This is a genomic window from Nonomuraea sp. B19D2 (assembly GCF_040137845.1).
Taxonomy (GTDB): Bacteria; Actinomycetota; Actinomycetes; order Streptosporangiales; family Streptosporangiaceae; genus Nonomuraea.
The window spans coordinates 38,627-57,403 of record NZ_JBEFAK010000047.1 but is presented as its reverse complement, the minus strand read 5'-3'; the positions used below and the strand labels follow the sequence as shown (position 1 = coordinate 57,403).

The window sequence follows — 18,777 nt, the reverse complement described above, 5'->3', positions numbered from 1 at the left end:
CGGTGGTCTTGTCCGTGATAGCCGAGGGCGTCGGCGACGACGGGCACGGACACTCCCGCCAGCTCGTGACCCTGCTGGCCACCGTGACCTACCTGGAGAGCAAGTCGGTCGACGACTGCTTGGAGATGCTGGGCTGGTGACGACCGAGCTGATCGGTAAGGCGGAGACCGCCACCGGCAAGGAGCGGGCCCGACAGCACTCCAAGGTGGCCAAGCTGGCCGCGCTCCCCGAACCGCCATTCCTGATCGACCTGCGCAATCGCCTCGCGGCCATGCTGCCGCGCGTGGATCTGCCGGAACTGCTGCTGGAGGTGATGGGCTGGGTGGTCCGGCTTCGAGGCGGCGTTCACCTCCGTCGCCAGCATGCTCCCCGACTGCGCGGCGGCCGGGTAAGCGTCGTGGCCGCGTTCGGATGCACACTGGGCATCGTTCCGCACATGGCCGCGGCCGTCACCGGCCTGGCGGCGCTGCTGCACACCAGCGCCGTCGCCTTCCAGGTGCTGAAGTATGCCGGCGTGGCGTACCTGCTCTTCATGGCCTGGCCCACGCTGCGCGAGCAGGGCACGCTCAGCGTCGAGGAGGACGCTGCCCCGCGCCCGGCGGCAAAGGTGATCGCCGACGGCGTGCTGATCAACGTACTCAACCCGAAGCTGTCGATCTTCTTCTTCGCGTTCCTGCCGCAGTTCGTGAGCACCGGCGACCCGGCCGCGACGGTCCGGATGGTGGAGCTGAGTGGCGTGTTCATGCTGCTGACGTTCGTGATCTTCGCTGGCTACGGCCTCTTCGCCGCTGCCGTCAGGAACCACGTGATCTCCCGGCCCGCCGTGCTGGCCTGGATGCGGCGCGGCTTCGGCGCCGCGTTCGCCGCGCTCGGCGTGAAGCTGGCGCTCACGCAGCAGTGAGCGAACTCGGCGAAGATCGCCTGCCGGCTCGTCGGCCCTTGTCCGGGGCCGAAGAAGCGATCGCGTAGCGTCCCAGGCAGTTGAGGTGGGCGTGGTCCAGCGGGGATAGCCGGGCCACGTCCTCGTCCTTGACATGCCGATCCATCTGCACCCGGTGCAGCGTGTCCTCGTTGATACCAAGATCCCGCGCGATATGCGCAACGGGCTTGCCGATCTCCTTGACGATCCGCACCGCACCCGCCCGGAACTCCGGATCAAAGCGACGCCTCGTGGTGTCTGCCACGACCAAACCTCTCCCGGTTCGGTCTCCGAACTACGGCGGGAAGCCCATAACCGCAATCTACTCGAATCAGACACACCCCTCAGATACCGTCGAGCAGCAGGTCCACGTAGACCAGGTTGCTCACCACATGAATCAGGATGGGAATCCAGATGTTGCGGTAGCAGGCCCAAAGGTAGCCGGTCATGAGGCCGAACACGCCTTGGACGGCGACGATCGAGGCGAGCCCGGGGACGGGGTCGGTGAGGTCGACCCGGGTGGCGTGCATGGCGGCGAACAGCAGGGCCGAGAAGGTTATCGCCGGCCACCGGCCGTAGAGGACCTCCAGGCGGGTCTGGAGCCAGCCGCGGTAGAAGATCTCCTCGAGGACGCTCGCCGTCAGCAGGGTCACCAGGGAGGTGATGGCGAGCGTCACCGGATCGGGCAGTGCTTGCGTCAGGGGCGGGGCGAACGGCCCGATCTCGGTGAGAACGAACCACGCCGCCACGGCGGGCAGCGGAGCCAGCCAGGCGGCCGGCCGCGGGATCGCGCGCGCCCGTGGGCCGCCGCCGCGTGACAGGCGGAACATCACGAGAGGCAAGGCGAGCAAGAGCAGGACCTTGAGCAGCGGGTACCAGTCGCCGCGCGCCCGTCCGGCGACGAGCAGCGCGAACACGACCGCAGCGGCGACCAGCAGCCATGTCTCACGCCGGAGCCGAGACCGGGGCAGACCGGTCAGGGGCTGGGACGGCGCGGTCGCGGACGGGATCAGGCGGGCGGGCGCCATCACCGCGAGGGCAGGCAGCAGGGCCGCCCACAGGCTCTCGCCCGGCGCGCCGGGGTCGGCTGAGGACCTGATCTCCGTGGTACCCGTGACGAGAAACCATCCATACGCCAAGACAAAGACCGCGAGACCTACCCCGGTCACGATCATGCGGCCGCGTGAGCCGGCGTCCGTCGTCACCATGGGTTCGATCCTGCCCGTTTCCGGAATCTTCGGCATCGGACCGGAGGAGGGTCGACCCGTAAACACTTCGATGTAGGCTCCGTCGGCCGCGGGCTTCGCCCGCATGTCCTGACCGCCAGATCCCGGCCCGCCAAGAGCACGGCGACACGGCGACGATACGAATACCGGCAGCTTTCGGGCCCCTGACCGGCGGCGACACGCGGATCCGCTGCGCAAGGACGCCCCGGCAGGGATATCGCGGTGTGTGAACAAGACCAACGAGCCTGCCGGGGGCGACACTCAAGCTGTCTACACCTGCCGTCTGCCGGTGTCCACCAAAACTCTCACCTTCGTCACCAGCATGCTGCGCGAGCACCTGCGTCCGGTTCTGCCTGTGGGTGTTCCCGTTTCCCGCCAGGCGGGGGCGCCGTATCTCAGGAAAAGTTTGCGACCCCGCTGTAATTTGAGGCGGCTGGAAGGGATTACTGGTGTGGACGATCCCGAATGACGATTCACCGACCTTTACGACCGTCACTACCGCAGCGTGTTGGGCTATGCCCTGCTGCGGACCGAGCACGGCCTGGCCGAGGACGTGGCGAACGAGACCTTCCTGATCGCCTGGAAGCGTCTGGACGATCTGCCCCATCCGCCGGTGCCTTGGTTGCTCGCCGTGGCCCGGAACCTGCTCGCCCGGCAGCGCGACTCACGTCAGAGGAGCCGTTCGCTGGTCGAGCGTATAACCGAGCTAAGCAGCCCCCAGGACCAGATGATGTGGGACGTCGCGGAGCATGTCGTGGACCGGCATACCGCGCTGGCGGCCCTGGCCGGCCTGCCCGAGCGGTACCTGGAGGTGATGGCCTGGCGACCTGGCACGGTCTGCCACCCGACCAAGCCGCCGTCGTCATGGGCTGCTCGACGCGCACCTACAACGTATTGCTGCACTGGGCGCGCCGCCGGTTGGGCAAGGCCATGCAAGGCGGGACGCAAAGCGCTCGAGCGTATTGGCCACGCGCCCGCCGTGGGCTCCCCGAGGAAGCGTGATGACGCCGTTCCCGATTCCCGCGTATCGCCCGCCCCACCCCCTCAAGGAGGCCTGATGTCGCATCGACCCCGCTCTCCCCACCAGGAAGCCGACCCGACCGATCGCATGTCCGCCCAGCTCAAGCCGGTCGAGCTGGATCAGCTGACCGATGAGATCTACCAGAGGCACCGTTCGGACGACCTCGCCCGCATGTTGCGCTCTCCTCGTGTCCCCGACCATTCCCGGCGGTTCTCCATGTCCCAGCGTCGCCTCCTCGTACTGATCGCCGGTACGTCCGTCGCCGGACTCGCCGCCGCCGCCGCGGTCCTCGTCCGACGGCTCATCACCGCGGACCCCGCGCCGATCGGTGCAGCCGCCACTCGACCGGCCTCGTCGGCACCGGGCATCACGCTGAACGCCCGGGACGTCCTGCTCGCCAGTGCCACCCGTGCGCAGCGCCAGCCGGCCTCCACGCCGGGGAAGTACTGGTACACCCGTGAGCGGACCTCCGAGCGGATCATCGTCCCCCGAGGCGAGCCCGGGTCGGCCAAGACCGGCAAGCCTGCCCCGTTGCCGTTCAACGCATTCGCCACCCACACACAGGACTCCTGGAACGCGCTGGACAAGGGAGACATCACCCGTACCGTGACCAACCAGGACGTGAAGGTCACCTTCGCATCCGCTGAGGACGAGGCCAAGTGGAAGGCCGCCGGATCTCAGCCGCTCTGGCCGCAGAAGCCGAGCACCAATAACGACGATGACATGCCGTACAAGTTCACGCTCGGCTCGCAGGAGATCACCTTCAGCCAGCTGGAAAATCTACCCACCCAGCCGGAGAAGCTGGAAGCCGCACTGTGGCAGGCCTACGAGAGCGAATCCGACGAGAACTGGGAGGGCGGCAGCAAGCCGAAGTTCGAGGACTACCTCTGGTCCGATGTGGCGCACAGCCTGTTGTCAGCTCCAACCACGCCTCAGACCCGTGCCGCCTTCCTCCGCGTGCTCGCCCAGCAGCCGGGAATCACGTCGCTGGGGGACGCGACCGACGCGCTGGGGCGCACCGGGACCGCGCTGGCGATGCAGTCTTCCGACCCCTCCGACGGAGGGGAATACCGCTTGGTCATCAGCAAGAATGCCGCCGAGCTCATCGCGTCGGAGTACCGCGCAAAGGGAGATGCGGAGCCGAGGCTGCGGGTGACGTACGAGAACATGAGCTGGGTTGACGAGCTGGGAGAGCGCCCGCAGGACTGAGTTCACCTGAGCCGGGGGCGGCCAGGTCGAGGAGGTCATCGGCGAATTCGTCGCCCTCGGCCTCGAATTCCATGCCGCGCTGACCCTCGGATACGGAAACTCCCCGCTCGCCAATGTCGTCGGCCAACTCGTCAACGTCGAACGCCACCCCCTATGGGCCCTGGTCAACCAGCAAGGCCTACCCGACGCCCCTCCCGCCAACGCCAGGGCGGTTCTTGAGACGGCTGGACGCAGGTTGACGGGATCTTGTTGTTGTGCGCCCAGCATGGGCGATTGCGCGAGCCAGCCGACGACGATCGCATTCGCTCGCAGGTGCCACGACGCTCGGGGACGCTGCGGCGTCGGTACCTCAAGCGGCAGTTTGCCCCTTTCTACGCGGATATCGACCGGACCCACTTCCAGCCCGTCCCGGCTGGCCGGAGCGTGCCCGGGTCCGGCCGGACCACCGGCGAACGAGTAGTTCAGCGGGCACCGACATGCTGAGTCTTGCGATGGACAGTCACCGAGCGGATCACGGTCACCGTCAGAGCCAGGGTGAGCGCAGCGGTGACGGCCAGCAGACCGAGGCCGAGGCCATAGGAGCCGAGCCGTCCGTAGATGAAGCCCATCACGAGCGGGGGTACGAAGCCGCCGAGGCCACCTGCGGCGCCGACCAGGCCGGTCACCGTGCCGACCTTGTCGGGAGGTGCGACCTGGGCGACGAGGGCGAAGGTGGCGCCGCTGCCCGCGCCGAGCGCCGCGGCCATGGAGAGGAACGCGACCGTGCCGAGCGGCATCAGTCCCGGCGTGAGTGCCTGCACCCCGGCCATGACGGCGATGAGAACGAATACGCCGGTCAGCACGGGGATGGGGCCGAGGCGGTCCGACAGCCAGCCACCGAGTGGCCGGGCCAGGACTGCCAGCACCACGAACCCGGCCATGCGGTTGGCGGCGTCAGCCTGCTCGAGCCCGTAGCCGGTCTGCAGGTAGGCGGGCAGGTAGACGGAGAAGGCGACGTAGCCGCCGAAGGCGACCGCGTACAGCACGCACGCCTGCCACGTGATCGACAACTTCAACGTGGCCGCCATGCGTGCCATCAGGGGCTGGGTCGCGACGGTGCGGCCGGGGGCGTCCCGCAGCACCAGCCACGCGACGACGGCGTAGGCGGCGAGAACCATGGCGGTGATCAGGAAGGGAGTGGCCGCGACGCTGGTTCTCACCAGGGGGACGGTCGTCAGCGCGCTGACCGCGGCGCCTCCCATCCCGGCCCCGAAGATCCCCACCGCCAGTCCGCGCCGATGCGGCGGGAACCAGGCGTTGACGAACGGCACGCCGACGGCGAAGACGATCCCGCCGATGCCGAGGAAGAACCCGCCGATCAGCAGCGCGGCCAGTGAGGTCTGCCCAGCCAGGCCGATGAACAGCACGGGCACGATGGTGGCGGCGGAGATGAGGGGGAACATCACCCGTCCGCCGAAGCGGTCGGTCAAAGCGCCGACCGGGATGCGGCCGAGCGAGCCGACGATCACGGGTACGGCGACCAGCAGCGCCTGCTGCCCAGCCGACAACCCGAGCAGCTCTTTGAAACGCGGCCCTAACGGGCTGAGCAGCGCCCACGCCCAGAAGTTCACCGCGAAGCCCACAGTAGCCAGGCCGAGCATCAAAGCGGGCCTGTGGCCGGTCGGCGTGTTCGTCATGTCGTCCTCACCTGGGCGTGGATTCATGGGTGGCCGCGGCTGAATGCCGCGCAAGTGTCCTCGTCTCATCCCAGCTGACAGGTCCTGTGGCGGCCTATGGACCAAGGTCCTGACCTTCGGGGACTTACGCAGTGCGGATGTACCCGCGCCAGCTGTACGACCTCCGACCGCTCGGTGGCATCCCCAGCCACGTGGCCCCTGAGACGCCCAGTTCCATCCACGAGGGCGGTGAGCTCGGGTATTCGCTCACGCACGCCTTCGGCGCAGCGTTCGACAACCCGCGGCTCGTGGTCGCCTGTGTCGTCGGGGACGGCGAGGCCGAGACCGGCCCGCTCGCCGCCAGCTGGCACTCCAACAAGCTCCTCGACCCCTACCGCGACGGCGTCGTCCTGCCGATCCTGCACCTGAACGGCTACAAGATCGCCAACCCCACGCTGCTCGCCCGGATCCCCGAGACGGAGCTGATCAAGCTCACGGAGGGGTACGGCTATCGCCCGCACCTCGTCGGCCCCGACCACGAGCAGATGGCGCGGACGCTGGACGAGGTGTTCGACCAGATCGCCGCCTACAAGGACGGCCTCGCGGACCGCCTTCCCGTGATCATCCTGCGGACGCCGAAGGGCTGGACCGGACCGCGCGAGGTCGACGGACTGCCGGTCGAGGGGACCTGGCGGGCCCACCAGGTGCCGCTGTCCGGCGTCCGCGACAACCCCGAACACCTGGCCATGCTGGACGCGTGGATGCGCTCCTACCGGCCCGAAGAGCTGTTCGACGCCGACGGCAGGCCGGTGCCCGCGCTGCTGCAGACGGTGCCCGAAGGGACGCTGCGGATGAGCGCCAGTCTGTACGCCAACGGAGGCGAGCTGCTGAAGCCGCTGCGGCTGCCGGACTTCCGCGACTACGCCGTGGTGGTCAAAGCACCCGCGCAGCAGACCAGCGAACCCACCAGGGTGCTCGGTGCCTTCCTGCGCGACGTGATCGCCGCCACGGCCACCACAACCTGCACGTACGCGGCTACAAAGAAGAAGGCACCACCACCACGCCCTTCGACATGGCCATGCTCAACGACATCGACCGCTACCACCTGGTCATGGACGTCTTCGACCGCGTCCCCGGCCTCGGCACCACCGCCGCGCACCTGCGCCAGCGTTCGCCGCGGCGGGGCCCGAACTGGCGCCCATCGCGGTCGGGCACCGCATCGTGCACGGCGGAACCCGCTTCACCGAGGCAGCGCTGATCGACGACGACGTGATCGCCACCATCGAGGAACTGGCCCCGCTCGCTCCCCTGCACAACCCGGTCAACCTCACCGGGGTCAGGGTCGCGCGCAAGGCGTTCCCCGAGGTGCCGCAGGTGGCCGTGTTCGACACCGCCTTCCACCGCACCCTGCCACCCGAGGCCTACACCTACGCCGTGCCCCGGGAGTGGGGCGTGCGGGGCTTCGGCTTCCACGGCACCTCCTGCGGGTACGTCTCCCGCCGCGCCGCCGCCTTCCTCCGCCGCGACCTGACCGACCTCAACCTGATCGTGCTGCACCTGGGCAACGGCGCCAGCGCCACCGCCATCTCCGGCGGGCGCAGCATCGACACCTCCATGGGCATGACCCCCTTGGAAGGGCTGGTCATGGGCACCCGCTCCGGCGACATCGACCCGGCCCTCACCGGCTACCTCGCCCGCGTGAACGGGCTGGACGCCCAGCAGGTCGAGCACGCGCTCACCCACTGCAGCGGCCTGCTCGCCCTGGCCGGCACCAGAGACATGCGCGAAGTACGCGCCCGCGACGACGACACCGCCCGGATCGCCCTGGACATCTACACCCGCCGCATCCGCAAATACGTCGGCGCGTACTACGCGCTGCTCGGGCGGGTGGATGCGATCGGGTTCACCGGCGGCGTGGGCGAACACGACGCCGCCACCCGCGCCGAATCCCTGACCGGGCTCGAACGGCTCGGCATCACCGTGGACCCGGCACTCAATCGAGCCGACGCGGCCGGCGAGCGGCTCATCTCCCCCGCGGGTGCCGAAGTGTCCGTGCTGGTCATCCCGACCGACGAGGAACGGGAGATCGCCCGCCAGGCCCACGCACTCGTTTCATCGATCGTGGTCCCGCCGACCAGCCATGCTTCAGTCCAAGGGGACGTGCCAGCGTAGCCGTGTGCCGCCCTCCTCAGGAGCCTCCAGTTCTGCGGTGCCCCCCAGGCGGGCGGCCCGTTCCTCGATATTGCGCAGGCCGCTGCGGCGTCCTTCCTCTCCCAGGCCGGCCCCGTTGTCGGTGACCACCAGCGTGAGCCGATGGTCGGCCACCTCCGCCGAAACCTCCGCCCGGGTCGCGCGGGAGTGGCGTACCACATTCGACAAGGCCTCGCGCAGCACGGCCAGCAGATGCTCGGCGACCTGCTCGGGTACCACGGTGTCGATCTGGCCTTCCATGCGCAGTCCCGGCATGAACCCCAGATGCCTGCCCGCCCCCTCCACCAGATCGACGATCCGCGTACGCAGACTCGGAGCAGCATCCTGTCGCGGGGTCTGCAGGGCGAAGATGGACGAGCGGATCTGCCGGATCGTCTCGTCCAGCTCGTCGATCGCGTGCTGCAACCGCTTGCCCGCCTCCGGCCGCTCCACCAGCCTTACCGTGCTCATCAACGTCATCGCGGTCGCGAACAACCGCTGAATGACGACGTCATGCAGATCCTTGGCGATGCGATCCCGGTCCTCCAGCAGGCCGAGCCGCTCGGCATCACGCCGAGCCTCGGCCAGCTCCAGCGCGACCGCCGCCTGCCCCGCGAACGACTCCATCATCTGCTGATCGGCCCCGCTGAACGACAGCCGTCCGCTCCGCTTGGCCAGCGCCAGCACCCCGCGCACCTGCGGCGCCGTACCCAGCGGCACCATCAGGGCGGGCCCGTAACCCAGCCGCCGCAACGTTGAGTCAGGGTAAGGACCGCTCGGCAGATCCCGCTCCGACACCGGCGCGCCCCGCCTGAACGCCTCGCCGGCCGGCGTGGCCGAGACCTCGAACGTCATCCCCAGCAGCTCGCCGGCTCCTTCGCCCTCCGCCACATCCACGGTCAGCGTCTCGCCCGATGCCTCGGGCAGCAGCACCTGCACCAGGTCGGCGTCGCACATCTGCCGGGCACGTGCCGCCATCGTGGTCAGCACCTCATGAAGGTCGGCGCCGGACAGCAGGCTCGTGGTGATCTCCGACGACGCCTTCAGCCAGGTCTCGCGCCGCCGGGACTCCTCGTACAGCCGGGCGTTCTCCACCGCGACGCCCGCTGCGGTCGCCAGTGCGATGACGACCGCCTCGTCCTCCTCGTCGAAGTCGCCGCCGCCACGTTTCTCGGTCAGATACAGGTTGCCGAACACCTCGTCCCGCACCCGTACCGGCACCCCGAGGAAGGTGCCCATCGGCGGGTGTCCCGGCGGGAAGCCGTACGACTCCGGATGGTCGGAGATGCGGCTCAGCCTCAGCGGCCGGGCGTCCTTGATCAGCAGACCGAGCAGCCCGAGCCCGTGCGGCCAGTGCTCGATCTTGGCGATCTCCCCCTCGCTCAGCCCCACCGGGATGAACTGGATGAGCGTGCGATCCTCTCCCACCACGCCCAACGCCCCGTAGCTGGCGTCCACGAGCTTGGTCGCGGTCGCCACGATCCGCCGCAGCACGGTCTCCAGGTCCAGGTCACTGCCCACCGACACCACAGCCTCGAGCAGCGCGTGCACCCGATCCCGCGTGGCCAGTACGGCGTTCAGCCTGGTCTGCAGCTCTGCCAGCAGTTCATCGAGCCGCATCTGGGGCATCAGCGGACGATGCTCACTCTCGGACATACCGATCAGTGTCGCAGCAGGGAGGGAACCAGCAACACCACCGCGGGCGTGCGGCGAGCCGAGGGCAGCGTGTTCGAGCCGTCCGCGGCCAGGCGCTTTCGGCGCCGAAGCGGGGGCCGTCCAGCCCTACCGGGGCGGGAGCGTCGGGCGCGGGAGGTGCGTCATGTCCACTCAACCCGCTACCGAGCTCGGTGTCCGGCAGCTGCTGGGCAGGCACCGTCTGCGCTCAACACCCAGCCGTGACGCTTCCGCGCCGTTCGCCACGAGTACGTCGAACTGTACGCCGAACAGGCTGATTGGTGGGAGGGCGGGAGCGCTGCTCCACGCGGGCCACTCACCCACTTGATCCGAACACCGCGACGCCCGCCTCCGATCGTTGGAGGCGGGCGCGTTGCCACGCGCACTACTTCAGGAAGGGGTTGCGCTGGACGATCGGCAGGTTGCCGAGGCCCAGCGTGGTGCCGGCGTTGGCGAGGGCGAGGCCGACCAGGACGATCGAGTAGATGATGTGGTCGTCCATGAAGGGGTTGTTGGCCAGAGGCAGCTCGGCCGCCCACATGAGGACCAGCATGATGCTGCCAGCGGCAGCGGCGATGCGGGTGCCGATGCCGAGGATGAGCGCGAGGCCGATGCCGAGCAGTCCGGCCATGAACAGCCAGTCCACCCAGGCCTGTCCGGCCAGGGAGCTGAAGAAGCCGCCGAGCGCGTTCTCGCCGGTGCCCTTGAGGAACCCCGTCGTCGGGCTGCCGCCGGAGATCAAGGCGCGGTTGGCCGGGGTGGCGAACCCCCAGCCGAAGGTCTTGTCCAGGAACGCCCACAGGAAGATCCACCCGATCGAGATCCGGGCGATCGCCCAGACGTAGTCGACCGGACGGCGCGCCGGCGTGCCCATGCTGGTCGGGGTGACGGGCCTGTTGATGGTGGCGGCCATGACGGCCCCCTTTCGCTGCGGATGCGTCATCGATCTCGCGGTCAGGCGGCTGCTGGTGGCGGCCGGGGAGGCGCGCTGGTGCTGTGCCAGCCTGACCAACTACTCCCGCGCGCCGGGACCTCGGCCTCTACGCGCGCCGACGGGATCACTGCAATGGAGTCAGCATCGAAGGAGGAGCCTGCGATGCGAGTCACCGTCAAAGACCGTCGGCCGTGGTCGAGTACTGCTTGCTGACAGAGTGGCGCCTCCAGCCGGCTCCGGGACCCCAACGGCATGCCGGCTAGGGATGGCCGTCAGAGTTCCTGTTCTCGTGGAGGGAAGGGAGGGGCGCGAGCCAGGCGGCGGGGCCGGCGGAGGTGATCACCTCGCGCTCCTGATCACCGCGAGGGGGCAGAGTGCATGATGGAGCAGTTCCTGGCTGACAGATCCCAGGAGCATCCCGGTCACTGTCCCGTGCCCGTGTGAGCCCACCACCAGCAGGTCGGCGCCGTTCGCGGCCTGCCGCAGCACCTCGACGGGATGGCCGCGCACCTCCTCTTCGACGACGTCGACGTCCGGATGCCGCTCGGCGACCGCCTCCAGTACGTCCTCCATGGCACCCGGCTCGTCGAGGCCCGCCGGGCCCCACTGGCCTGCGGCGGCATGGACGGCACGCAGCCGCGAACCGCGCAGCCGTGCCTCCGCGACCGCGAACTCCAGCACCCGGCCAGACGCCGGCGAGCCGTCGACTCCGGCGACGATCTCACCGCGTGATGACAAGGGCGGCTCGCGGACCACGACGACGTCGCACGGAGCGTGCCCGGCCACGCCGAAGGCGACCGATCCGACCAGCATCCCGCGAAAGCCGCCGATCCCGTGGCTGCCCACCACCAGCAGTTCGGCGTCCTCCGCCGCGCCTATCAGCGCACTGCGAGGGTCATCGGGCAGGAATGTGGTGTTCACGCTGATCTTCGGTTGCTCCCGGCGTGCCCGTTCCTCTGCCACCACCAGCACAGTGGGCCGCCCGCGCGCATCCGCGCGGCCACCTGGGCGTAGCGGCCGGACTCGGTCTCGTACGCCCACCGCGGCATGGCGTGCGCCACGGTCAGCGGCACCTCACGCAAGGCCGCCTCATGCGCGGCCCAGCCGACCGCTTCGAGGGCCGCCCGCGAGCCGTCCACTCCTACCAGGATCATGGCCCCTCCTCGATCTCCCTTACAGGACACGCTTGAGCAGGGCGACGAGGACAGCGCCGAACGGCCTTACAAATGAGGACTTTGGCCCTCCGCATCCAGGACCTGTTGTCTTTCGAGTCATGCCGATCGTCGGATAGCGTCGCAAGCATGATTCGTGTGTTCCTCCTCGACGATCACGAGGTAGTGCGCCGGGGTGTGGCAGCTCTGCTGTCGTCCGAGGACGACATCGAGGTCATCGGCGAGGCCGGCACCGCCGAGTCGGCGATCGCCCGCATCCCGGCGCTCAAACCGGACGTGGCTGTGCTGGACGTGCGGCTGCCCGACGGCAACGGCGTGGACGTGTGCCGCGAGGTGCGCTCCAAGCTGCCCGGGCTGGCCTGCCTGATGCTGACGTCGTTCGCCGACGACGACGCGCTGTTCGACGCGGTGATGGCCGGCGCGTCCGGCTACGTGCTCAAGCAGATCCACGGCTCCGACCTGGTCGGCGCGGTCCGCACGGTGGCGTCCGGGCAGTCCCTGCTCGACCCGCAGACCACTGCTGCCATGCTGCAGCGCCTGCGCGAGCAGGCAGCCAGGAAGGACCCGCTCGCCGCGTTGTCGGAGCAGGAGCGGCAGATTCTCGACCTGATCGGCGAGGGGCTGACCAACCGGCAGATCGGCGAGCGGATGTTCCTGGCCGAGAAGACGGTCAAGAACTACGTGTCCAACCTGCTGTCCAAGCTCAACATGCAACGCCGCACCCAGGCCGCCGCTCTGGCCGCCCGGCTCCGCGACGACCGGCGCGACTGACCGGCTCAGGCACGTGACAGCCGCGACAGCAGAGCGCCGCGAAACATCTCCAACAGCAGGAGTGACCTGCCGGGGTTGATGCACTTCGTAGGCGTCATCGATGAGCTCGGCGCCGACACTCGGTCAGGAACGGCGCCGTGGAAGTAGAACCGCCAGTCGGCCATGGCGGTGTCGAGCGCCAGGCCGCGCTGCAAACAGCTCGCCACGCTCTACGGATCCACCAAGGCGTGCACCTCCTTAGTGGCGGTGCACTCGCTGACCCCCGTCGGCAGCCCCACTGGGCCGAGCGGGGGCGCATGACGCAATGGCGCTCCACAATTTCGCGTCGTGTGCATAAATGTGCATTCTCGGGCCTTGCGACGGTGAGGCAGACTGACCACAAATGCGAGTGCCCGTGGCGGGGAAACGGGCCGGGCAACGCAACGGCGACATGAAGGCCCGCCGCATGATCATGAAATGGCGCATCACGCCGAAGACTCCCATACCGGAAGTTCGCGGAGTGGATCGGCCAGAATCACGAGCGGCACACCAACGAGCGCAAGGTCTGGGACCTCGTCGATCATCACAACAACCGCGTCGGCATGGCCGTTGCGGACCGCCTGCGGGGCCGGAAAGGAATCAACTTCTCGGCCGAAGTCTGGGCGGATCGCGGCAAGTTCGCCTGCGATTACGCCAGAGGTGACGTCAGGTTCTGCTGACCCGTGCGGCGAACGGAGGAGTGCCTTCGCTGGCCATGGACCCCCTGTTCGGCACTCTCGCCGACTTCGACCATCTGCTGGCCGAAGCACACCGCCGCAGGCTGCGCTTGATCCTCGACTTCGTGCCCAATCACACCTCCATCGACCATCCGTGGTTCGTGGCGTCCCGCTCTTCCGCAGACGACCCCATGCGCGACTGGTACATCTGGTGCGATTCAGCGGGCGGCGGGCTACCCAACAACCGGCGCGGTCACCGGCGGGCCCGCCACTCGGGAACAAGCAGATTGCTACGCCCTCACGAGGGACGCATCACCGTGCTCAGCGCCGTGGGGTATGTCTCCGAGGCCGACAAGCTCTGGCGACCTATAGATGACGCGCTCGCTGTCCCCGCCCCGACGAACACCGGAGCCAACTACCGCACAACCACGAGACACGTGACACCGAAGACAACCGCTGACCTGGATTCTCACGCCCGGACGATGTGACCGGAAGGAGAAGCCCTTCCGGTCACATCAAACCTGAGGTTCCATCGCCGTCGGACGTAGCGGCCGCCAGCCGCCGCCGTCCAACTTGGCCAACTCCGCCTCGACATCCTCGGTGATCACACCGAAGAAGTTCACGTTCTCGCTGTGCCGCCGGGGGAGATGTGGGCCAGCAGCTCGTCGGGAATGTCCCGGCCGGTCGCCCGCAACTGCCGTACAGCGAGCGAATAGCACTCCGTCGTCCAGGTAATGACAGCATTGGTCAAAACGGTCAAACACCACGCCCGGTCCGTCTGATCGGCCAAGGCCGGCTTGGTTACGGCGCCCTGCTGGGCATAGTGCAGGTCTCGGCGCAGCGCGTGTAGGCTCTCGCCTTTGTTCAGCCGGCCGGCGGTCTTGCGGCGGTAGGCCGGGTCCGACAGATACTTAGAGCTCGCGCGGGTTCGCGGGGTGGCCTGAGCCTTGGCTCACTGTCCGGCCGACAAGGCGGCCAGTACGGCATGGGCGGTGTGTTCGGGGTCAGGGGTGGCGCCGAGCAGGATCGCCATGTGGCGGTGCCAGAACCGGTGGGCCCCGATCCGGTATCGAGCACCAGGTGCCGCTGTCTCCGGCATCCGGATCAGATCTAGGTGCTCCAGTAGGTAGTCGATACAGGCGTCGACGAACGCGGTGAGCCGCTCGTCGACTGCCGCTCCGAGGCCGAGTGGTGGCGGTCCATGCAGGATTGCCTCCTGCAGCACGCGCTCCCGGGCGTCCAGCAGAGCGGCGGCCAGCCCGGACTTGTCGCCGAACCGGCGGAACAAGGTGCCCTTGCCGACGCCGACGGCAGCGGCCACCTGGTCCGTGGAGACCGCCTCTACGCCCTGTACGGCGAATGGCCGGGCTGCGGCCTCCAGTATCGCCGCCCGGTTACGTCCCGCGTCCACCCGTTCCTTGGGGGGTGGTGTGTGCAGCAGTTCCAACGGCATTGAAGAATCGGACTACGGTCCGCTATTGTCGTGAGCCACAACCGGACTACAGTCCGATCGTCTTGGAGGTAGTGACATGACCGCACTCATCACCCGAAACGAGCTGAAGGCGGCGATCGACGCGGGCACCGTGACTGTCGTCGACACGCTGGGCGGAGAGTACTACGCAAAGCAGCACCTGCCCGGCGCCATCGCACTGATCAGGGACGATGTCGACAACCTGGCAGCCACCTTGCTCCCCGACCTCGACGCCGCAATCGTCACCTACTGCTCCAACCCGGCGTGCTCCAACAGTGGACAGGTCGCCGACCGGCTCACCGCCCTCGGCTACACCAACGTCCGCAAGTACCGCGAGGGCATAGAGGACTGGGCCGGCGCCGGCCTGCCCACCGAATCCGCCTGATCCCCACCCGAGGAAGGGGCAACGCGAGAAGCTTTGCCCCTCCCCCGGTAGTCGCACATCTCTGCGTCACGCCCGAGTCGAGGTGGCCCGCTCGGTAGTCGAGCCACGAACTCGCCCAGACAGCGTGGAGGTCGGCAGCGAGAATCGCATCGTCACAGGCCACCTTTGATCACGAAGCCGCGACACTCCATGATCACTTGGCAGGCCCGTGCCTGTACTGCCGTCCTGGCTCACCGAGCCTTTATGGAACCAGTTCGCCGCGCTCCTGCCGCGGCCCGACCACGACCCGGGCCACCCCTGGGCTGTCACCGACGACGGATCAGTGACCGGATCGTCTTCGACAAGTTGTTGCAGCTTTTACAGATCGCGCTGGCCACCTACGACCGGATCGTCGGCCTGATCCTCGACCAGATCGCGGTCGACGGCTCCATCACCAAGGCTCCCGGAGGCGGCGAGGTCGCCGGACGCTCCCCGATCGACCACGGCAAACAAGGTCTGAAACGCTCGGCAATGACCGACGGTTACGGCATCCCATTGGGCCGCGTCCTGGCCGGGGCAAACCGCCACGACCCCCGGCCGCTCGCCCCGACCTTGGACCGGCTGGACGATCTGGTCCCACTGCCCGAGCCGATCCAGGCAAGCCAAAAGTGGCACGTCGAACGCACGCACGCCTGGCAGGACGCTTTCAACGCCCCGCCCGCCACTACGAACGCCGCGCCACCGTCATCGACGCCTTCTTCGACCTCGCCGACACAATCATCACCGTCCGTAGCCTGATCCGACAGGCATGGACGACCTACTGCTGGGCCCAACGCCCAAACCGCCGACCATGAACACGCGCCTACTCTGCGCGACCCCTACGGCGTAGCATGCCCCTAATGGTCAGGCGCAGGTGTAGCCGGACGGCAGGGCGGTGTTGCCGTTGGGCCTGCTCGCTTGGAAGCCGAAGCTGGTGGTGCTGGCTCCCGGCGCGAGCGTGCCGTTGTGGCTGACACTTCTGACCGTGACGGTCTGGCCGCTGGTGGTGATGGTGGCGTTCCATGAGCCGGTCAGGGTGTGCCCGGCCGGCAGGGTGAAGGTGACGGTCCAGCTGGTGATCGTCGAGGTGCTGGTGTTGGTGATGGTCAGCGGCTGGATCACATACCCGTTCCCCCACTGGGACTGCACGGTCGGGGTGGCCGAGCAGGCACCGGTCGTGCCTCCCTGTGTGGTGAAGTCTCGCTCTGCTGGCGGAAGGGCTTCCCGAGGCCGGCCGGGATCGGCTGGTGGAGTTCCTGCGGATGCACGGCCGTCTGCTGCACAAACTCACCATCGGACGGTACAAGTTCACCACTGCTGACTTCGGTGGGCTCGACTTCGCCGCCTCGTGTCCGAACCTCCGCGAACTGGCCATCCACGGCGGTCTTGTCAACGCGTCGGTGTTCACACACCCGGTGTTGGAAAAGCTGCACCTACGCGAGTCGGAGTATAAGGGCGGTGTCCAGGACATCCGCCTGGACACCGGATCACGCCTGCGAGACCTGCCCTTCGAGGACTGCCTCGTTCACGCCGAGTCGCTTTATGTCGGGCCCGCTTCCCCACTCAGCACATTCCACAACGGGATCGACGAAGACTACGGTGGCGTCTTCCCCGAACGCCTGGAGTTCGACAGCTGCCCGAACCTGAGGGACATCCACATCAACGCCGACGCGGCGGTCTGGCACCTGACTCTGTGCGGCTGCCTGCCCAACCTCTCAAACGTCCAACAGGACGCCAGCCCGTACGGCTCATACACATACGCAGTGGAAGACGCGCTGCCGGGCGACAAGAAGCACTACATGTCCCTGATCAAGCGCGGAAAGGACTACACCAAGCGTTGGTGACAGGCCATCGGGCCTTTCCGGGGGAGGACAGGCCGTAGCCGTACAGGGACAGCGGGGAGGTGGAGGTGCGGCCGGTGGTAGGCCGGCAGGCGCAGCAGTGGCTCCCGGCTGGACAGCAACCACACGCCGCGCCCGATCAGGAGGGCCCCGATGACCAGGGTCGCCCACGGGAGGTAGCCGCCAACCGATACCGCCAGCGTGGTCAGGAGGCAGTGGGCAGGATCAGGGACGTCCACAGCACGGCAGGGGCGATCAGCACCAGGGACATACCCCATGCCATCAGACCGCGGAACATCCTTTCGCGGTCCTCCTCGGCGGAGTTGGCCACGGCAAGGGCGCCCATGGTGGACAGCGGGCTGCAGTCGACGACGGAGCTGCACACGCACAGGGCCACGACCACGGCAGTGACGTTGAGATCGCCGGCCAGCAGGAGCGGGGTGGCCAACGGGATCACGGCGCCCAGCAGGGCTGTGGTGGATGCGAACGCTGACACCACGGCGCCGATGAGCAGGAGGACCAGGGCGGCGATCAGTGGCGTGCCGATGCTGACGATGCCCCGCCCAAGCCACGTGATGGTGCCCTGCTCCTCCAACATGGCGACATATGTCATGATGCCGCCGATGAGCAGGACGGTGGACCATGCCACCTTGTCGACGACCGCCTTGGCGGTGGCAGGGAAGGCCACGGTCAGCAGCACGCCGATCGTCAGTGCTACGAAACCGACGTGCAGGTCGAGTGCCAAGGTGGCCACTATCAGCGCGACGAGTCCTACAAGGGTGGCGACACGCTGCACGTCCAACGTCGGCCGCTCCTCGGCCCACTGGTCGGCGTCCTGCGTCGTCGTGGTGGCTGCGGCCGTTCCGGGGTGGTGGGGTGCCGGCGTACCGCCGGCGACGGCCGCGCCGACGGTCTCCGCCTGGGGCTTGGCCGGGCTCTCGTGCCGACGGCCGATCAGTTTGCGGCCGCCGAGGAGGAGGAACGCGGCTGCGCCGAGGACGGAGGAGGCTGCGAACGTGCCGGCGAACAGGAGCGGGGGATTCGTGGCCAGGCCTGCGCCGTCGGTGACACCGTTGACGATCACGCCGTAGATCCCGATGGGCGAGAAGCCTCCGGCCGTGGTGCCCTGGATGACCATGAGGCTCATGAGCAGTGGGTTGATCTCGTAACGGCGCGCGAACCGCAAGGCCAAGGGGATGGTGATGGCGCAGGCGGCGGGCGCCGCCGCGCCGATGGCGGTGATCGCTGCTGGGATCAGGAACATGACGAAGGGCATCAGGACGATGCGCCCGCCGACGGCGCGAGTCGCGGCATGTACCAGCCAGTCCACCGTGCCGTTGCGCATAGCCAGGGCGAACAGGTATGTGACGCCGACGAGGATGACGAACATCGAGCCGGGGAAGCCGGCCAGGATCTCCTTGTCGGACATGCCGTAGACGAACGTCCCGACGATGAACGTGGCGACCAGGGCCAGTGCGCCCATGTTGACAGGCCTGACCGTGGCTACGAGGAAGACGGCTCCCAGCACCAGGAGCGCGATCACTTCGGGGGACATGCTGCCTCGATTCATCTTGCTGATGCATGGCAGGCCATGCG

At 68.2% G+C, this 18,777-nt stretch carries 20 protein-coding genes and 5 pseudogenes; 13 read left to right on the top strand and 12 right to left on the bottom strand.

Going from position 1 to position 18,777, the window contains the following annotated elements; translation table 11 throughout:
* Positions 1-2 precede the first annotated feature (2 nt).
* Together ABN273_RS48290 and ABN273_RS48285 are read left to right on the top strand one after the other, a co-directional pair.
* Positions 3-140 carry a hypothetical protein gene (locus tag ABN273_RS48290; protein ID WP_349456360.1) on the top strand — a complete coding sequence of 46 codons (138 nt, stop codon included), beginning with the start codon at positions 3-5 and terminating at the stop codon, positions 138-140.
* Entirely contained in the window at positions 137-901 is a 765-nt protein-coding gene (locus ABN273_RS48285; protein WP_502911251.1) for a LysE family translocator, read from the top strand. Before ABN273_RS48290 ends, ABN273_RS48285 begins: the two co-directional genes overlap by 4 nt.
* Before the next feature lie 163 nt (positions 902-1,064).
* Here the strand turns inward: ABN273_RS48285 and ABN273_RS59930 are convergent.
* A pseudogene (locus ABN273_RS59930) lies at positions 1,065-1,184 on the bottom strand (transposase); the annotation flags it as partial.
* A 79-nt stretch (positions 1,185-1,263) separates the two neighbouring features.
* A complete protein-coding gene (locus ABN273_RS48275) occupies positions 1,264-2,127 on the bottom strand; it encodes a CPBP family intramembrane glutamic endopeptidase (RefSeq protein ID WP_349456358.1) in 864 nt (287 codons plus the stop codon).
* Positions 2,128-2,371: 244 nt separating this feature from the next.
* On the opposite strand from ABN273_RS48275, the gene ABN273_RS48270 reads away from it, so the two are divergent.
* From ABN273_RS48270 to ABN273_RS48260, 3 genes and pseudogenes are all read left to right on the top strand, one after another.
* Positions 2,372-2,614, top strand: a complete 243-nt coding sequence (locus ABN273_RS48270; RefSeq protein ID WP_349456357.1) for a hypothetical protein — start codon at positions 2,372-2,374, stop codon at positions 2,612-2,614.
* Between the two features lie 24 nt (positions 2,615-2,638).
* Positions 2,639-2,809, top strand: a pseudogene (locus ABN273_RS48265) (sigma factor); the annotation flags it as partial.
* Between the two features lie 63 nt (positions 2,810-2,872).
* A complete protein-coding gene (locus tag ABN273_RS48260; RefSeq protein WP_349456390.1) occupies positions 2,873-4,375 on the top strand; it encodes a CU044_5270 family protein in 1,503 nt (500 codons plus the stop codon).
* Between the two features lie 461 nt (positions 4,376-4,836).
* On the opposite strand, the gene ABN273_RS48255 is transcribed toward ABN273_RS48260, so the two are convergent.
* Complete coding sequence (locus ABN273_RS48255) at positions 4,837-6,051, bottom strand: MFS transporter (protein ID WP_349456356.1); 1,215 nt, start codon at positions 6,049-6,051, stop codon at positions 4,837-4,839.
* Positions 6,052-6,224: 173 nt separating this feature from the next.
* Here ABN273_RS48255 and ABN273_RS48250 point away from each other — a divergent pair.
* From ABN273_RS48250 to ABN273_RS48240, 3 genes and pseudogenes are all read left to right on the top strand, one after another.
* Positions 6,225-7,037: pseudogene (locus ABN273_RS48250) on the top strand (phosphoketolase family protein); the annotation flags it as partial.
* Positions 7,038-7,051: 14 nt separating this feature from the next.
* Positions 7,052-7,288: a phosphoketolase family protein gene (locus ABN273_RS59925; protein WP_502911254.1), complete on the top strand. Its 237-nt coding sequence runs from the start codon at positions 7,052-7,054 to the stop codon at positions 7,286-7,288.
* Positions 7,222-8,202, top strand: coding sequence for an acetate/propionate family kinase (locus ABN273_RS48240; protein ID WP_349456389.1), 981 nt, complete (start codon positions 7,222-7,224; stop codon positions 8,200-8,202). The genes ABN273_RS59925 and ABN273_RS48240 overlap by 67 nt, the downstream gene beginning before the upstream one ends.
* On the opposite strand, the gene ABN273_RS48235 is transcribed toward ABN273_RS48240, so the two are convergent.
* From ABN273_RS48235 to ABN273_RS48220, 4 genes are all read right to left on the bottom strand, one after another.
* Entirely contained in the window at positions 8,176-9,849 is a 1,674-nt protein-coding gene (locus ABN273_RS48235; RefSeq protein WP_502911250.1) for a sensor histidine kinase, read from the bottom strand. The genes ABN273_RS48240 and ABN273_RS48235 overlap by 27 nt on opposite strands.
* 430 nt (positions 9,850-10,279) lie before the next feature.
* Positions 10,280-10,807, bottom strand: coding sequence for a DoxX family membrane protein (locus ABN273_RS48230; protein WP_349456353.1), 528 nt, complete (start codon positions 10,805-10,807; stop codon positions 10,280-10,282).
* A 360-nt stretch (positions 10,808-11,167) separates the two neighbouring features.
* Positions 11,168-11,749: a universal stress protein gene (locus tag ABN273_RS48225; protein ID WP_502911249.1), complete on the bottom strand. Its 582-nt coding sequence runs from the start codon at positions 11,747-11,749 to the stop codon at positions 11,168-11,170.
* Positions 11,746-11,982 (bottom strand): universal stress protein, encoded by a 237-nt coding sequence (locus tag ABN273_RS48220; protein WP_349456351.1) that lies wholly within the window; start codon positions 11,980-11,982, stop codon positions 11,746-11,748. The genes ABN273_RS48225 and ABN273_RS48220 overlap by 4 nt, the downstream gene beginning before the upstream one ends.
* Before the next feature lie 147 nt (positions 11,983-12,129).
* Between ABN273_RS48220 and ABN273_RS48215 the strand changes: the two genes are divergently transcribed.
* On the top strand, positions 12,130-12,771 hold the full coding sequence (locus tag ABN273_RS48215) for a response regulator (RefSeq protein WP_349456350.1): 642 nt from the start codon (positions 12,130-12,132) through the stop codon (positions 12,769-12,771).
* A gap of 5 nt (positions 12,772-12,776) precedes the next feature.
* Here the strand turns inward: ABN273_RS48215 and ABN273_RS48210 are convergent, their stop codons facing one another.
* Positions 12,777-12,977 (bottom strand): hypothetical protein, encoded by a 201-nt coding sequence (locus ABN273_RS48210; RefSeq protein ID WP_349456349.1) that lies wholly within the window; start codon positions 12,975-12,977, stop codon positions 12,777-12,779.
* 527 nt (positions 12,978-13,504) lie between these two features.
* Between ABN273_RS48210 and ABN273_RS48205 the strand changes: the two genes are divergently transcribed.
* Positions 13,505-13,954 carry an alpha-amylase family glycosyl hydrolase gene (locus ABN273_RS48205; protein ID WP_349456348.1) on the top strand — a complete coding sequence of 150 codons (450 nt, stop codon included), beginning with the start codon at positions 13,505-13,507 and terminating at the stop codon, positions 13,952-13,954.
* A 131-nt stretch (positions 13,955-14,085) separates the two neighbouring features.
* Here the strand turns inward: ABN273_RS48205 and ABN273_RS59920 are convergent, their stop codons facing one another.
* A complete protein-coding gene (locus ABN273_RS59920) occupies positions 14,086-14,373 on the bottom strand; it encodes a Tn3 family transposase (protein ID WP_502911253.1) in 288 nt (95 codons plus the stop codon).
* A gap of 45 nt (positions 14,374-14,418) precedes the next feature.
* Positions 14,419-14,919 (bottom strand): TetR/AcrR family transcriptional regulator, encoded by a 501-nt coding sequence (locus ABN273_RS48200; protein ID WP_349456347.1) that lies wholly within the window; start codon positions 14,917-14,919, stop codon positions 14,419-14,421.
* 76 nt (positions 14,920-14,995) lie between these two features.
* On the opposite strand from ABN273_RS48200, the gene ABN273_RS48195 reads away from it, so the two are divergent.
* Positions 14,996-15,322: a rhodanese-like domain-containing protein gene (locus ABN273_RS48195; RefSeq protein ID WP_349456346.1), complete on the top strand. Its 327-nt coding sequence runs from the start codon at positions 14,996-14,998 to the stop codon at positions 15,320-15,322.
* A 208-nt stretch (positions 15,323-15,530) separates the two neighbouring features.
* Positions 15,531-16,155, top strand: a pseudogene (locus ABN273_RS48190) (transposase family protein).
* Positions 16,156-16,204: 49 nt separating this feature from the next.
* On the opposite strand, the pseudogene ABN273_RS48185 reads toward ABN273_RS48190, so the two are convergent.
* Positions 16,205-16,495, bottom strand: a pseudogene (locus tag ABN273_RS48185) (cellulose binding domain-containing protein); the annotation flags it as partial.
* A gap of 92 nt (positions 16,496-16,587) precedes the next feature.
* Here ABN273_RS48185 and ABN273_RS48180 point away from each other — a divergent pair.
* Positions 16,588-17,184 (top strand): hypothetical protein, encoded by a 597-nt coding sequence (locus tag ABN273_RS48180; protein WP_349456344.1) that lies wholly within the window; start codon positions 16,588-16,590, stop codon positions 17,182-17,184.
* A gap of 202 nt (positions 17,185-17,386) precedes the next feature.
* Here the strand turns inward: ABN273_RS48180 and ABN273_RS48175 are convergent, their stop codons facing one another.
* A complete protein-coding gene (locus ABN273_RS48175; RefSeq protein WP_349456343.1) occupies positions 17,387-18,736 on the bottom strand; it encodes an SLC13 family permease in 1,350 nt (449 codons plus the stop codon).
* Between the last annotated feature and the right edge of the window lie 41 nt (positions 18,737-18,777).

Bases quoted from the DNA above. Each gene is read 5' to 3' on its own strand.
- ABN273_RS48275 (WP_349456358.1), bottom strand. From the start codon at position 2,127: ATGGTGACGACGGACGCCGGCTCACGCGGCCGCATGATCGTGACCGGG.
- ABN273_RS48260 (WP_349456390.1), top strand. From the start codon at position 2,873: ATGATGTGGGACGTCGCGGAGCATGTCGTGGACCGGCATACCGCGCTG.
- ABN273_RS48255 (WP_349456356.1), bottom strand. From the start codon at position 6,051: ATGACGAACACGCCGACCGGCCACAGGCCCGCTTTGATGCTCGGCCTG.
- ABN273_RS48235 (WP_502911250.1), bottom strand. From the start codon at position 9,849: ATGCCCCAGATGCGGCTCGATGAACTGCTGGCAGAGCTGCAGACCAGG.
- ABN273_RS48230 (WP_349456353.1), bottom strand. From the start codon at position 10,807: ATGGCCGCCACCATCAACAGGCCCGTCACCCCGACCAGCATGGGCACG.
- ABN273_RS48220 (WP_349456351.1), bottom strand. From the start codon at position 11,982: ATGATCCTGGTAGGAGTGGACGGCTCGCGGGCGGCCCTCGAAGCGGTC.
- ABN273_RS48215 (WP_349456350.1), top strand. From the start codon at position 12,130: ATGATTCGTGTGTTCCTCCTCGACGATCACGAGGTAGTGCGCCGGGGT.
- ABN273_RS48205 (WP_349456348.1), top strand. From the start codon at position 13,505: ATGGACCCCCTGTTCGGCACTCTCGCCGACTTCGACCATCTGCTGGCC.
- ABN273_RS48200 (WP_349456347.1), bottom strand. From the start codon at position 14,919: ATGCCGTTGGAACTGCTGCACACACCACCCCCCAAGGAACGGGTGGAC.
- ABN273_RS48195 (WP_349456346.1), top strand. From the start codon at position 14,996: ATGACCGCACTCATCACCCGAAACGAGCTGAAGGCGGCGATCGACGCG.
- ABN273_RS48175 (WP_349456343.1), bottom strand. From the start codon at position 18,736: ATGTCCCCCGAAGTGATCGCGCTCCTGGTGCTGGGAGCCGTCTTCCTC.